10 protein-coding genes, 1 tRNA gene and 1 pseudogene are annotated in these 12,631 nt (G+C 65.9%); 9 read left to right on the top strand and 3 right to left on the bottom strand.

Going from position 1 to position 12,631, the window contains the following annotated elements:
• Nucleotides 1-274: 274 nt before the first annotated feature.
• The 4 genes and pseudogenes from AADI75_RS14950 to AADI75_RS14965 all read left to right on the top strand — a co-directional run.
• Entirely contained in the window at nucleotides 275-2,752 is a 2,478-nt protein-coding gene (locus AADI75_RS14950; protein WP_341209802.1) for a glycoside hydrolase family 95 protein, read from the top strand.
• Nucleotides 2,753-2,814: 62 nt separating this feature from the next.
• Entirely contained in the window at nucleotides 2,815-3,756 is a 942-nt protein-coding gene (locus AADI75_RS14955; protein ID WP_341209803.1) for a TonB-dependent receptor plug domain-containing protein, read from the top strand.
• A 51-nt stretch (nucleotides 3,757-3,807) separates the two neighbouring features.
• Nucleotides 3,808-5,541, top strand: a complete 1,734-nt coding sequence (locus tag AADI75_RS14960; RefSeq protein ID WP_341209804.1) for a TonB-dependent receptor — start codon at nucleotides 3,808-3,810, stop codon at nucleotides 5,539-5,541.
• A 101-nt stretch (nucleotides 5,542-5,642) separates the two neighbouring features.
• Nucleotides 5,643-6,118, top strand: a pseudogene (locus tag AADI75_RS14965) (transposase); the annotation flags it as partial.
• A 121-nt stretch (nucleotides 6,119-6,239) separates the two neighbouring features.
• On the opposite strand, the gene AADI75_RS14970 reads toward AADI75_RS14965, so the two are convergent.
• Nucleotides 6,240-6,374 (bottom strand): hypothetical protein, encoded by a 135-nt coding sequence (locus AADI75_RS14970; protein WP_341209805.1) that lies wholly within the window; start codon nucleotides 6,372-6,374, stop codon nucleotides 6,240-6,242.
• Here AADI75_RS14970 and AADI75_RS14975 point away from each other — a divergent pair.
• Nucleotides 6,373-6,717 (top strand): hypothetical protein, encoded by a 345-nt coding sequence (locus AADI75_RS14975; protein WP_341209806.1) that lies wholly within the window; start codon nucleotides 6,373-6,375, stop codon nucleotides 6,715-6,717. The genes AADI75_RS14970 and AADI75_RS14975 overlap by 2 nt on opposite strands.
• Nucleotides 6,714-7,493, top strand: a complete 780-nt coding sequence (locus tag AADI75_RS14980) for a hypothetical protein (RefSeq protein ID WP_341209807.1) — start codon at nucleotides 6,714-6,716, stop codon at nucleotides 7,491-7,493. The genes AADI75_RS14975 and AADI75_RS14980 overlap by 4 nt, the downstream gene beginning before the upstream one ends.
• 817 nt (nucleotides 7,494-8,310) lie before the next feature.
• On the opposite strand, the gene AADI75_RS14985 is transcribed toward AADI75_RS14980, so the two are convergent.
• Nucleotides 8,311-8,387, bottom strand: a tRNA-Arg gene (locus AADI75_RS14985).
• Between the two features lie 57 nt (nucleotides 8,388-8,444).
• Here AADI75_RS14985 and AADI75_RS14990 point away from each other — a divergent pair.
• Nucleotides 8,445-9,188, top strand: coding sequence for a queuosine precursor transporter (locus AADI75_RS14990; RefSeq protein WP_341209808.1), 744 nt, complete (start codon nucleotides 8,445-8,447; stop codon nucleotides 9,186-9,188).
• A gap of 17 nt (nucleotides 9,189-9,205) precedes the next feature.
• Here AADI75_RS14990 and AADI75_RS14995 read toward each other — a convergent pair whose 3' ends face one another.
• Complete coding sequence (locus tag AADI75_RS14995; RefSeq protein ID WP_341209809.1) at nucleotides 9,206-10,771, bottom strand: alpha-amylase family glycosyl hydrolase; 1,566 nt, start codon at nucleotides 10,769-10,771, stop codon at nucleotides 9,206-9,208.
• Between the two features lie 372 nt (nucleotides 10,772-11,143).
• Between AADI75_RS14995 and coxB the strand changes: the two genes are divergently transcribed.
• Both coxB and AADI75_RS15005 read left to right on the top strand, forming a co-directional pair.
• Complete coding sequence (gene coxB, locus AADI75_RS15000; protein WP_341209810.1) at nucleotides 11,144-11,980, top strand: cytochrome c oxidase subunit II; 837 nt, start codon at nucleotides 11,144-11,146, stop codon at nucleotides 11,978-11,980.
• Nucleotides 11,977-12,631 (top strand): cbb3-type cytochrome c oxidase subunit I (locus tag AADI75_RS15005; RefSeq protein ID WP_341209811.1); only part of this gene is annotated, 655 nt, incomplete at its 3' end. The genes coxB and AADI75_RS15005, both read left to right, overlap by 4 nt.

Here is a 12,631-nt window from a genome sequence, read left to right on the forward strand (position 1 = left end):
AAGGGGGTCCCTTTTGCACGCCGATAGGGGGTTCCTTTTGGACGCCGATTGACACGTGTGGCTTTCGCACAGCATCGTCGAGTTCAGCGCGATCATCGAGCCCTTCGCTGCCACGATGGCGAAGCGAAGGCGCGGTCAAGACGACATGGATGGATTCAAGGAGCGCTGAGGGGTTCATTGGGCCTCCACTCTAATTTCACCCCTATCTATCAATGCCCCTTGCCAAATTGTCATATACGGCAGATAGTTTTCATATAAACAAATGGAGGCGAGGATGTCGACCGAGCTTGGCAGGCGCGACGTGCTTGGGGCCGGTGCTGTTGCGGCGGCCGGCGGAGGGCTGGCGGCACTTCCGCTTCGTGCGCTGTCGAACGCTTCCGACGATGCGCATCGCCTGTGGTTCGATGCCCCTGGCGAACGCTGGGTCGACGGACTGCCGGTCGGCAATGGCCGGCTCGGCGCGATGGTGCGCGGCGGCATCGATCGCGAGATCGTGTCGCTGAACGAGGACACGCTGTGGTCTGGCTATCCCGGCACCGACGGCAACCCCGATGCGCGCACGGCCTTGCCCGGCGTGCGCGCGGCGACCTTCGCGGGCGACTACCACGCGGCCGATGACCGCGCCAAGCGGATGCAGGGACCATATTCAAACAGCTACGCCCCGCTTGGGGACCTGACGATCGCGCTTAACGACGGCGGTGCGGTCCGCGACTACCGCCGCACGCTCGACCTCGACGAGGCGGTGGCCGGCGTCTCCTATGTCGCGGGACAGACGCGATTCACGCGCGAGGTGTTCGTGTCGCATCCTGCCCAGCTGGCCGTGGTGCGGCTCACCGCCCAAGGCGGCGCGATCAATGCCGACGTGTCGCTGGCCACGCTGCTGCGCGGCACAACCCGCGCTACGGAGAATCGGATCGTGCTGCACGGCAAGGCCCCCGCCTATGCCGCACCCAATTATCAGAAGGTCGCGGAGCCGATCCGCTACGACGATGCCGCGGGGAAGGGGATGATGTTCGCCGCCATCGCGGATGTCGTTACCGACGGCGGCAGCGCGACCGCGTCCGGCGCGACAATCGCGGTGCGCGGCGCACGCAGCGTCGAGATCCGCATCGCGGCCGCCACTGGCTTCCGCCGCTTCGATCAGGCGCCCGACCTGCCGATCGCCGCGATCAAAGCCAAGGCGGCGGCGGCGTTGGAGGCCGCGCGGAACACCGGTCACGCCGCCCTTCGTGCCGCGCATGTTGCCGATCACCAGCGGCTCTACCGCCGCGCCGAACTCACGCTGGCGGGCGCATCCGGCAGCACGCCCCGCCGCCGCGCCGGCAACGAGCGCAAGAGCGATCCCGGGCTGGCAGCGCTGCTCTTCCACTTCGGCCGCTACCTGCTGATCGCCAGCTCGCGCCCCGGCACGCAGCCCGCGAACCTGCAGGGCATCTGGAATGCCGAGGTGCGCCCGCCGTGGAGCAGCAACCACACCACCAACATCAACACCGAGATGAACTATTGGCCGGCGGAGGTCGCCAACCTCGCCGATTGCCACACCGCGCTGTTCGACTGGCTCGATCACGTCGCGGTGCGCGGCGCGGGCGTCGCGCGCGGCTACTACGGGATGCCCGGCTGGTGCCTGCACCACAACAGCGACGTCTGGGCGATGGCCAACCCGGTCGGGGAAGGCGATGCGACCCCGGTGTGGGCGAACTGGCCGATGGGCGGCCCGTGGCTGATGCAGCACCTGTGGCAGCATTATGCGTTCGGGGGCGACCTGGTTCTCCTGCGCGACCGGGCGTGGCCGCTGATGCGCAGCTGCGCGGAATTCTGCGCGGCGTGGCTGGTCGCCAACCCCGCCGACGGCCGGCTGACCACCACGCCGTCGATTTCGCCGGAAAATGAGTTCCTCGTGCCCGACGGCAAGAAGGCGTCGATCAGCGTCGGCTGCACGATGGACCTTGCGCTGACCCGCGAGCTGTTCGCCAATTGCATCGCCGCCGCCGCGCTGCTGAAGGTCGACGCGGCGTTCGCGGCAAAGCTGCGCGGGTTGGTCGACCAGTTGGAACCGTACCGGGTCGGCAGCCACGGGCAATTGCTGGAATGGTCCAAGGAGTTCGCGGAGGCCGAGCCCGGTCATCGTCACATCTCGCACCTCTATCCACTGTATCCAGGCGACGAATTCACGCCCCGACGCACCCCCGAATGGGCCCGGGCGGTGGCGACGTCGATGCAGCGGCGCGAGGACAATGGCGGCGCGCAGACGGGCTGGAGCCGTGCCTGGGCCACGTGCATCTGGGCGCGAATGGGCGATGCCGCGCGCGCGGGACGCTCGATCGACGCGTTCTTTAAATCGAGCACGCTCGACAATCTCTTCGACACCCATCCCTCGGACAAGGGACCGATCTTCCAGATCGACGGCAACTTCGGGATCACCGCCGCGATCGCGGAGATGCTGGTGCAGAGCCACGACGGCGCGATCGCGCTCCTCCCGGCACTGCCGCTGGCGTGGCGCGACGGCAGCGTCCGGGGTTTGCGCGCGCGCGGCGGCGTCACCGTCGACCAACGCTGGCGGGCGGGTGCGCTCGAACAGGCCGAACTGGCGTTCGTCTCCGCCGGCGAGATGCTCGTGCGCCTGCCCGCCGGACGCCGGGTCCGCGCCGCGACGCGCGGCGGCACCGCGGTCGCGCTGCGCGCCGAGCCGGCCGGGCTGCGGCTGCGCGCACGCGCGGGGGACCGCATCACACTGACCATCGGCGCCGCTTAAGCGCGGACGCATCACCGCCGACCCGTCACCAACGACGGGCGGTATCTAAGGGGAGAGAAGACATGACGACTCGTTTCCTGGCAGGCGCCGTATCGCTGCTGGCGATCACCATCGCCTCCACCGCTGTCGCGCAGACCGTACCCGCCGCCAGCCCGGCGACGCAGAACGACGCGATCGACGCCGCGGCCCGCGGCGAAGAGGTGGTCGTCACCGGCATCCGCCGCAGCCTTGCGGACGCCACCGCCCTGAAGCGCAACAACATCGGCATCGTCGACGCGATCTCGTCGGAGGATATCGGGCGTTTCCCCGATCAGAATCTGGCCGAATCGCTCCAGCGCGTCACCGGCGTTCAGATCACGCGCAACAAGGGCGAGGGCTCGCGCGTCGCCTTGCGCGGGCTCGGCCCGAACTTCACACAGACGCAGTACAACGGTCGCCAGATCGCGACCCCTGGTGGCGGGCGCAGCTTTTCGTTCACCTCGCTGTCGTCGGATTTCGTCAGCGCGGTCGAGGTCATCAAGTCGCCGAGCGCCGAACAGGTCGAGGGCGGACTCGCCGGCTCGGTCAACGTCCGCGTCGCGCGCCCGCTCGATGCCGGGCGCGACGTGGTCGCGATCACCGCCGAGGGCATCTACGAAGAAAACCCGAACCGAGTTACGCCGCACGCCTCGCTGTTCGTCAACAAGGTCATCAGCGATCGGTTCGGCGCCAGCTTCGGGTTCAATTACGAGAAGCGTCGCGTGCTGTCGGCGGGCTATCTCGGCTACGGTGCCGAAAATGGCGTCGAGGCGCGGCGCACCCCGCCGCTCGACTATAATCTCGATGGCGACTTCGCCGATCAGTACCGCTTCATCCACACCACCAATCTCGTCGCGCAGGACGGCAAGTTTGAACGCGCCACGATGATCGGCGGATTGCAGTTCAAGCCGACCGACACGCTCAACTTCTATGCCGACGGCTTCTTTTCGGACTTCAAGGATTATTCGATCTACAACGAACATTAGGTCCGCTTCACCAACATTCAGGGTCCGGGTGCGGGCGTCGTCGGCAGCACAGTGGCGGACGGCTATCTGACCGCGTTCGACGCCAACGGAGTCGATCACCGTGCCGACACCCGCCCGATCGACACGCACGATGAATTGTTCAGCGGTGCAATCGGCGGGATCTGGACTGTCGACCGGCTGAAGGTGTCGACCGAATTCACGTTTTCCAAGGCGCGCCGCACCTCGACCAATTACGGCTTTGCGATCAACTCGCGGGCGCGAGTCGGTTATGACACCGGCGGCGATCTCGGCCGCGAGCCAACCGTCACCTTCAATCGCGGCTACGATCCGCTCGATCCGTCGACCTTCAACCTGCTCGCGGTCGGCGGCACCTATCGTGCGCCGAGCATCGACCGCAATTACGACGGCCGGCTCGACATCGCCCGCGACCTCGATCTCGCCGACGCCGCGCTGGTGCTCAAGGCCGGCGCGATGTTCGCCAACCGCAAGAGCGAGTTCAGCTCGCGCACCTTCAACCTGACCTCGCAGCAATTCGCGACCGCGCTGGGGCAGGCCTATAACCCGACCATCGAGGGCGGCAGCACCTCGGCGGCGCCGATCCTGTCGCAGGTCGATTACTCGAAGTTCGTCCAGTCGTCGCTCGGCACCTATCTCGCGCCCAACCTCGACGCGTTCTTCGAACGTCTCCCGCTATCGCAGTTGCTGTCGCTGGCACCGCCGCAGACGCAGCTCGCCAATGACTTTCAGGTCACCGAGCGATCCTATGCGGCCTACGGACAAATCGACATCCGCGCGCTCAACGAACGCTTTAACGGCAATATCGGGCTGCGCTACGTCCGCACCGACCAGACCTCGGACGGCAATGCCGCGGACCTGTCGACGCTGCTCGTGCGGCGCGGCGGGATCATCACCGTCGTGCAGGGCACCACACCGGTTTCGATCGACAACAGCTATGCCGAGTGGCTGCCGAGCGCCAATCTCTCGTTCGATCTCACCCCGCAGCTGAAGGTGCGCGGCGCAGTGGCGCGGACGCTGACGCGCCCCGACATCGGGCTGCTCTCACCGACGCTCAGCGTCGATGCGAACACCAGCACGATCAGCGCGCGCAATCCGAACCTGCGGCCCTACGTGTCGAACCAGATCGACCTGTCGCTGGAATATTATTTCGCGAGCTCGGGGCTGCTGTCGGCGGCGGTGTTCTACAAGGACGTCAAGAACTTCATCGTCAACACGGCCAGCTCGGTGACGCAGACCGTCCAGCTCGAGGAAGGCGGTAGCCGCCAGCAGGTGTTCCTGCTGCGTCAGCCGCGCAACGGCGCGGGCAGCAAGATCAAGGGCTTCGAGCTGGGCGCGCAGGTGCCGTTCACCTTCTTGCCCGGCGCACTCGACGGCCTCGGCGTGCTCGGCAACTTCACCTATCTCGATCTCGGCGACGTGGTGGTGACGCAGGGCCAGCCCGCCATTCCGATCTCCGGCGCCTCCACCCGCAGCTACAATATCGCCGGCTATTACGAAAAGGCCGGCTTCGGCATCCGCGCGTCGTACAATTATCGCAACGGCTTCGTGAACGATCCGATCAGCACGTTCGGCGACGGCGACTACCAGCGATCATACGGGCAGCTCGACATTTCGGCGAGCTACGACATCAACAAGATGGTGACGCTGAATGCCGACGTGACCAATGCCACGAACGCGAAGATCTACAACGACACCGTAGTGGGCCTGTTGCGCGGAGTGGTCGACAATGGCCGACGCGTGACCGCTGGCATCCGCGTTCGATTCTAGGTGTTTAGTCCGGCATCTGGTGGATCGTGTTGACGATAAACCGATCCTGACGTCCTCTCTATTTCTTCATGCATGTTGAGTGAGAGTTTTTTGGCCAGGCGGGCACGGCGGTGGCGGAGGTGATCCGCCGGATGGGGATTTCGGAGCAGACGTTCTACCGGTGGAAGAAGGTGTATGGCGGATTGGGTGTCGGCGAGCTGCAGCGGCTAAAGCTGCCCGAGGAGGAGAGCCGCACGCTCAAGCAGCTGGTCGCGGAACTGAGCCTGGACAAGCATATCCTGCAGGACGTCCCGGCAAAAAAGCCCTGACACCTGGACGAAGGCGCGAGCTCGTCGTCGCGCACGTTCAGGCGTTCCATGGTGTCAGCGAGCGACGCAGCTGCCTGGCGCTGGGCATTGACCGGTCGTCAGTGCGCTACGTGTCGCATCGGCCGGACCAGGCGCCGCTCATGCTGCGCATCCGTGATCTGGCGGCGATGCGGACGCGGTATGGCTAATTCAGGATCTACACCCTGCTGCGCAGGGAGAGTTGGCTGGTGAACCACAGGAGGGTCTATCGGCTGCACCGGGATGATGGGCGGGCCAGTTGGACGCCTTGGCCATCGTCTAGGTCCCGAGGGTTCGCTTCACTGCGCTCCGCGCCCTCGTATCAAGATGCGCTTCGGCGATCTCGCCGACCACGCGGTGGCCGGTCTTGCCTCAGGCGAGAACGGGTGCGGAAGAATGGGCAAAGGATTCGACGTCGGCAGCGATGAAGATTTGCATGTCGCGGCCAAGGTGCAGCAGGTCGGCCTTTCTGTGTCCCTGGCGCGTGCAGCTTGCCGTGTAGAACATGCCCAATCCGCGCCGACGCCTGATCACCGAATACCGCCGTATCTGCCACGTCGTTGTTGGCGAGGTGCCGCTGCAGCATGCAACCGATCATCGAGCCGGCCAGGGACAGTGGTGGTTCGGCTTCGACTGCAACCGCATCTACGACGTCGTGCCGAGCCGCGTGGGTGATCGCCAGAGCCTCATGGGCTCCGGGATCGAGGTCAGATACCGCGACGACGGATATGTCGGGCGAGAGATCCGCAATCTCGCGGCGCAGCTCGCCGCGATCCGTGACGGCCGCCCGGTTCCGGCCCGCAACGGGCCGCCGCTCCCGCCCATCGGCATCGAGCCGAGGGTCGGATGATGGCGACGGCGCGGGGGCGACACCGGCTGGGCGAACTGCCGTGGGGCTGGTGGCTGCGGGCCAACGGCTCTCATTCCGAGGACGAGGATCGCCGCAAGTGGAAGGCAGTGCGGGACGCCTCCTGGCGGGGCGAGCTGGGCTTCCCCGACACGCATGCCGCACGGGAGCAGCTCGAGTTCCTGCTCCGGGTTCTTCTGTCCTTCGATATGGCGGATCGTGGTGATAGCGAGCGGCGGTTCGATCTCTTCCGCGGCAACCTCATCTTCTCAACTTTCTACATGTGCTGGCTCGATACCGTCGGTCTTCTGCGGCGCGGGTTGACGGACGATCTGAGTCCCAAGGGTCGGTCGGTCCTCATGATGCTGATGACGACCCGCGCCCCGGAGTGGGAGGATCTGCCTATCGCGGACGTCATGGCGGCGGTGGTCGCGGCATCGCACGATCCGTCCGCTCGGGACCAGGAGCAGGCGCTGCAGGATTTCGAGCGCGCGGTCGGGTTGCGGCGTCACGTCTTCGCGCGCGAAACGGTGGGGCAGTCGCATGCGATCACCCTGACCTCTATGGCGAGCGGAAGTCCCGCCAGAATGCCGGTCAGGCGGGTGACCTGGTCCCTGGCGTTCGATGACCAGATCGTGCGGGACGACCTGTTCGCCTGGATCGCGGCGAGGATCGATCATTGGGATGCCTGGGGGCGCATGGCCTATGGCCGCGGCGGTGGCGCATTGACGCAGCAGCTGCTTGGGCAGGTCGTAGCGTCCAGTTCATCGCAGACCTAGGCGATGCTTGTGCCAGCCGGCGCCGAAGCGTTGACGCGCTAGGTGGCACACCAAGGATATCGTTCCGTCATCTCAAGCCTTGCTGACCGGTCATCCTGTCCGGTCAGCAAGGCTTTTTGCCATGTTCATCGATGCTGTCGCCCGGAACGCCTCGCGCGAAATGTGCTGTCGCGGCCGCCTCGTCCACTCCGTGGAGCCGCATACACCAGTCGATCGCATCGCCATTAGCACCGCCCGAAAAACAGTGGAGTCGCCGATTGTGAATGTAGAGGCCGCGGGTCGCATCCGGGTGGAAAGGGCATGCCCCTCGCAGCCCATATTGTGTCGCCTGCAGTTTAACCGTTTCCGCTACCAATTGCGCCGAGGGGCTTTGCGCTCGGGCCAATGTGCGGAGGTCTGGAAGGTGCGACATGACGGCATGATCGTCGATCACCGGCCTTCGTCAAGGTCTCGCTACGTCGACGATCTTGCCCCTGCTTTGAATAAGTGCCCAAAGCCCCCAGATAGTAGTCCCATCAAAGCCTGGCTAAATCCCACAATCAGGTTGTGCCAGTGCCGAGTCAATCAGCCGCGATTTCTGCTCAAGGGCCTTCCTCCTGGCGCCTGGCCCCTTTGGCGCCGACAGCCAAACGCGAGGCAGTCCGCGTGAGGTCATCACCACGCGTCAGTTTTGACGCTGAGGTGATTCGGGTTGGGACGATTGCGTTCCCCACCTCTGATTAGACGGCTTTTAAGCGATAGCGAGCGGCCGTATGAACGTCGTCCGGCGCGTTGTTGTGCCTCAAAGGCGCACGCAAATTGCGACCGTGCAATTGATTGGCGCGCCCGGAGGGATTCGAACCCCCGACCAAGGAGGTAGAAGCTCCTTGCTCTATCCAACTGAGCTACGGGCGCCCGCCGATGCGCCTAGCGCGGATTGTCGCGCGAAGGAATGGGGGGCATGATCCGACCATGACCGAAGCGACGCCCATATTCCCGATCGCGGCGGACCGGGTCGAGCCCGGACGGCTGCGCTATTACGATATCGTCATGGCGGCGTTCGTCGCAATCCTGTTGCTTTCCAATGTCCTGGGCGCGGGCAAGGTGGCGCAGGTGCGCTTGCCGGGGATCGGGGACTGGCCGTTCGGCGCAGGCATATTGTTCTTTCCGATCAGTTACATCATCGGCGACGTGCTGACCGAAGTCTATGGCTATGCGCGGGCGCGGCGGGTGATCTGGGTCGGATTCGCCGCGACCCTGTTCATGGCGGGCATGGCGTGGGTGGTCGTCGCGCTGCCGCCGGCGCCCGATTGGCGCAACCAGGCGGCGTATGAGATTGTATTCGGGCAGGTTCCGCGGATCGTGTTCGCGAGCATGTGCGCGTTCTGGGCCGGTGAGTTCGTCAATTCCTATGTGCTCGCGCGGATGAAGGTTTTGACCGCGGGACGGCACCTGTGGATGCGGACGATCGGGTCGACGATCGCGGGGCAAGGCGTTGATAGCCTGATCTTTTATCCGCTGGCTTTCTGGGGCGCGGAGGGGTGGACGGCGCATCTGGTGGTGGTGGTGCTGTTCACGCAATGGGCGCTGAAGGTGGGGTGGGAGGTGCTGTTGACCCCGCTGACCTACTGGGTAGTCGGCGCGTTGAAGAGGGCCGAGGGGCTGGACGTGTACGATCGGGGGACCGATTTCACGCCGTTCCGCGCGGGGGTGTGAGCGACGGGGGCCAAAGATCAGCGGAAAATAACCCCCTCGTTGGCGCGAAGTACCCCGTCGGGGGCAGCATCGCGTGTCGAAAGCAACACCTCGGGCGCGAACGGGAGCGGTTTTGGAGAGTCGGTGAGATTGAGCGCGATCCGCAACCGCTCGTCGCCGTGGCGGCGCTCGTAAACCAGCACGCCGTCGGGCGCGTCTAGCAATCGGAAGTCGCCCACGGCCAGCGCCGGATGCGCGCGCCGCAGCGCGAGCAGGCGGCGGTAGAGCGTCAGCATCGAGCCCGCGTCCCGTTCCTGCGCGGCGACGTTGCGCGTCGACCAATCGGGGTTGAGCGGCATCCACGGCTCGACGGTCGAGAAGCCCGCGAACGGCGAGGGGTCCCACGGCATCGGCGTGCGCGAGCGGTCGCGCCCGATCCCGATGCCGGGCTGGCGAAGCTCCTGCGGATCGCGAACACGGTCGGGGGGAATGTCGACCTGACCGATGCCGAGTTCGTCGCCCTGATAGAGCGTCGGCGTGCCGCGTAGCGTGAGGAGCAGCATCGCCGCGACCCGCGCCTGCGCTTCGCCGATGCGGGCGGCGATCCGCGGGGCATCGTGGCTGCCGATCACCCAATTGGGCCAGCCGTGCGGCGGGAGGCTCGCCTCATAGGCGGCGATCATGTCGCGCAGCGTCGTAGCGTCCCACGCGTTTTCGATGAGCTGAAAGTTGAACGGCAGATGGACTTGCGGGCGCTCTGGCGTGCCGTACCAGCGCGCGTGCCGATCGTTGGGGAGGAAGATCTCGCCGATCAGCACGCGGTCTCCATAGCTGTCGGCAAGCGCGCGCATCTCGGCGGCGATCGCATGCGCCTCGGGCTGGTCGGTCGAATGTTGCTGGATCAGCCGGTCGCGCTCGGTGATGCCGGGACGCCAATAGGGGTTGGGCGGATTGTCGGGGAAGCCCTCCGCCTTCACGATGTGCCACAGCACGTCGATGCGGAACCCGTCGACGCCGCGGTCGAACCAGAAGCGCATCGCATCGAGCATCGCCGCCTTCAGCGCGGGGTTGCGCCAGTTAAGGTCGGGTTGCTGTCTGAGGAAGGCGTGGAGGTAATATTGGCCGCTGGGTGGGTCATATTCCCACGCCGAGCCGCCGAAATCGCTGATCCAGTTGTTCGGCGGACCGCCGTCAGGGGCCGGATCGCGCCAGATGTACCAGTCGCGTTTCGCGCTGTCTCGGCTGGCGCGGCTTTCAACGAACCACGGATGCTGGTCCGAGCTATGATTGGGCACGAAATCCAGCAGCAGCTTCAGTCCGCGCGCATGGATCGCGGTCAGCAGCCGATCGAAGGCGGCGAGATCGCCGAACAACGGCTCGATCCCGCAGTAATCGGCGACGTCATAGCCGAAGTCGGCCATCGGCGACGGGAAGATCGGCGACAGCCAGATCGCGTCGACGCCGAGCGCGGCGACATGGTCGAGCCGCCGCTCGATCCCGGCGAGATCGCCGACGCCGTCGCCGTCGCTGTCCTGAAAGGAGCGCGGATAGATCTGATAGACGGTGCCGCGTTCCCACCACGGGTGATCGGTTCGGTTGCTCATCGGAGGCGGTAACGGCGGGGCGGGGGATGCGATCCCGCTGGTGTGTGGTCATCCCGCCCCCTTCGTCATGCCCGCGGAGGCGGAAATCCAGAACCTCGGACGTTTCGGTCATCACGAAGACCTGCGCGTCTGGATTCCCGCCTTCGCGGGAATGACGGGGAGGCGGGAATGACGGGGAGGCGGGAATGACGCGTGGTCGGGAATGACGGGGACGGCAGCAACATAACGTCACCGTCCAGGCAGGAACAAAGCAACCGCCCGGCACTTAATGTAGGATAGGGCAAGGGGGCGACGATTTTCGGTTCGGGGCGACAATCCGCATTTACGACGTTCGGCAGTGAGGCCGCATGGCTTGCCGGGCTGACCGGCTGGATGGTGCTGGGCGCGGTGGTGATCGCGGCGGCGCTTGGCGGGCTAATGTTCGCGGCGCAGCGGAGCCGCGAAGGCGCGCTGACGCATCAGCAGGGCATGCGGCTGGTGCTGTGGGCCGGCGGTGTGGTGCCGACCGTGGTGCTGCTGACCTTGCTGATCGCGACGTTGCCGGCGATGCGGCCGATCGCCGTCAAGCCCGACGACCTGCGCATCACTGTCACGGGCGAGCAATTCTGGTGGCGGATCCGCTACCAGCCGGCAGGTCAGGCCGCGATCGATGATTCGAACGAGCTGCGCGTGCCGGTCGGGCGCAACGTCGAGCTGCTGCTCGAAGCGGGCGACGTGCTGCACAGTTTCTGGGTGCCGGGGCTGGCGGGCAAGCTCGACATGGTGCCGGGGCGGACGAACAAGCTGGTCGTTCACGCCACGCGCGCCGGGCGGTTCCGCGGGCAATGCGCCGAATTCTGCGGATTGAGTCATGCGCTGATGGCGTTCGACGTGGTGGCGATGGAGCCGGCCGCGTTCGACGCATGGCTGGCGGCGCGCCGCACGTCCGCGCCGGTCGGCGGTGAGGGCGCGCGGCTGTTCGCGGCGAATGGCTGCGGTGGCTGCCATACGGTCGCGGGTGTGTCCGGCGGGACGATCGGGCCGAACCTGACGCATCTCGGCGCGCGCGCGTCGTTGGGCGCGGGGATGCAGAAGCTGACCCATGCCCATCTGGTGCGCTTCATCCGCGAGGCGCCGACGGTGAAGCCGGGTGCGCGGATGCCCGCCTATCCGCAGATGACGAACGACGATGCCGCGACGATCGCGCGCTGGCTGGAGCAGTTGAAATGAGCCTCCATGCGCAGGACGATCAGGCATTGCGTGCCGCGCAGGAAGAACGGCTGCGCGCGGTGTGGAAGCCGCCGCAGGGGCTGTTCCTGCGCTGGACCGACACCAACAACAATCGCGTCGGCATCTGGTACACGCTGACCGCGTTCGGCTTCATGCTGTTCGCCGGCGTGCTGGCGATGATCATGCGCGCGCAGCTTGCCGTTCCCGACAACGACCTCGTCAGCCCTGCGACCTTCAACCAGCTGTTCACGCTGCACGGGTCGATGATGATGTTCCTGTTCGCGGTGCCGATGTTCGAGGCGGTCTCGATCATCCTGCTGCCGCAATTGCTGGGCGCGCGCGACCTGCCGTTTCCGCGGCTGTCGGCGTTCGGATACTGGAGTTTCCTGATCGGCGGGGTGTTCGTCACCGGCTCGATCTTCTTCAACGTCGCGCCCGATGGCGGGTGGTTCATGTACCCGCCGTTCACCACCCGCACCGACCTGTCGGGGCTGGGCGCGGACATCTGGATGCTGGGGCTCAGCTTCATCGAGGTGTCGTCGGTAGCCGCGGCGGTCGAGCTGATCGTCGGCGTGCTGAAATGCCGGCCGCCGGGAATGCGGCTGAACCTGATGCCGCTCTACGCCTGGTATATCCTGGTCGTGGCGGTGA

Origin of the sequence: uncultured Sphingomonas sp. (assembly GCF_964021865.1) — a bacterium.
In the GTDB taxonomy this organism is placed as follows: Bacteria; Pseudomonadota; Alphaproteobacteria; order Sphingomonadales; family Sphingomonadaceae; genus Sphingomonas.

Bases quoted from the DNA above. Each gene is read 5' to 3' on its own strand.
- AADI75_RS14955 (WP_341209803.1), top strand. From the start codon at position 2,815: ATGACGACTCGTTTCCTGGCAGGCGCCGTATCGCTGCTGGCGATCACC.
- coxB (WP_341209810.1), top strand. From the start codon at position 11,144: ATGGTGCTGGGCGCGGTGGTGATCGCGGCGGCGCTTGGCGGGCTAATG.
- AADI75_RS14950 (WP_341209802.1), top strand. From the start codon at position 275: ATGTCGACCGAGCTTGGCAGGCGCGACGTGCTTGGGGCCGGTGCTGTT.
- AADI75_RS14990 (WP_341209808.1), top strand. From the start codon at position 8,445: ATGACCGAAGCGACGCCCATATTCCCGATCGCGGCGGACCGGGTCGAG.
- AADI75_RS14975 (WP_341209806.1), top strand. From the start codon at position 6,373: ATGCCCAATCCGCGCCGACGCCTGATCACCGAATACCGCCGTATCTGC.
- AADI75_RS14980 (WP_341209807.1), top strand. From the start codon at position 6,714: ATGATGGCGACGGCGCGGGGGCGACACCGGCTGGGCGAACTGCCGTGG.
- AADI75_RS14970 (WP_341209805.1), bottom strand. From the start codon at position 6,374: ATGTTCTACACGGCAAGCTGCACGCGCCAGGGACACAGAAAGGCCGAC.
- AADI75_RS14995 (WP_341209809.1), bottom strand. From the start codon at position 10,771: ATGAGCAACCGAACCGATCACCCGTGGTGGGAACGCGGCACCGTCTAT.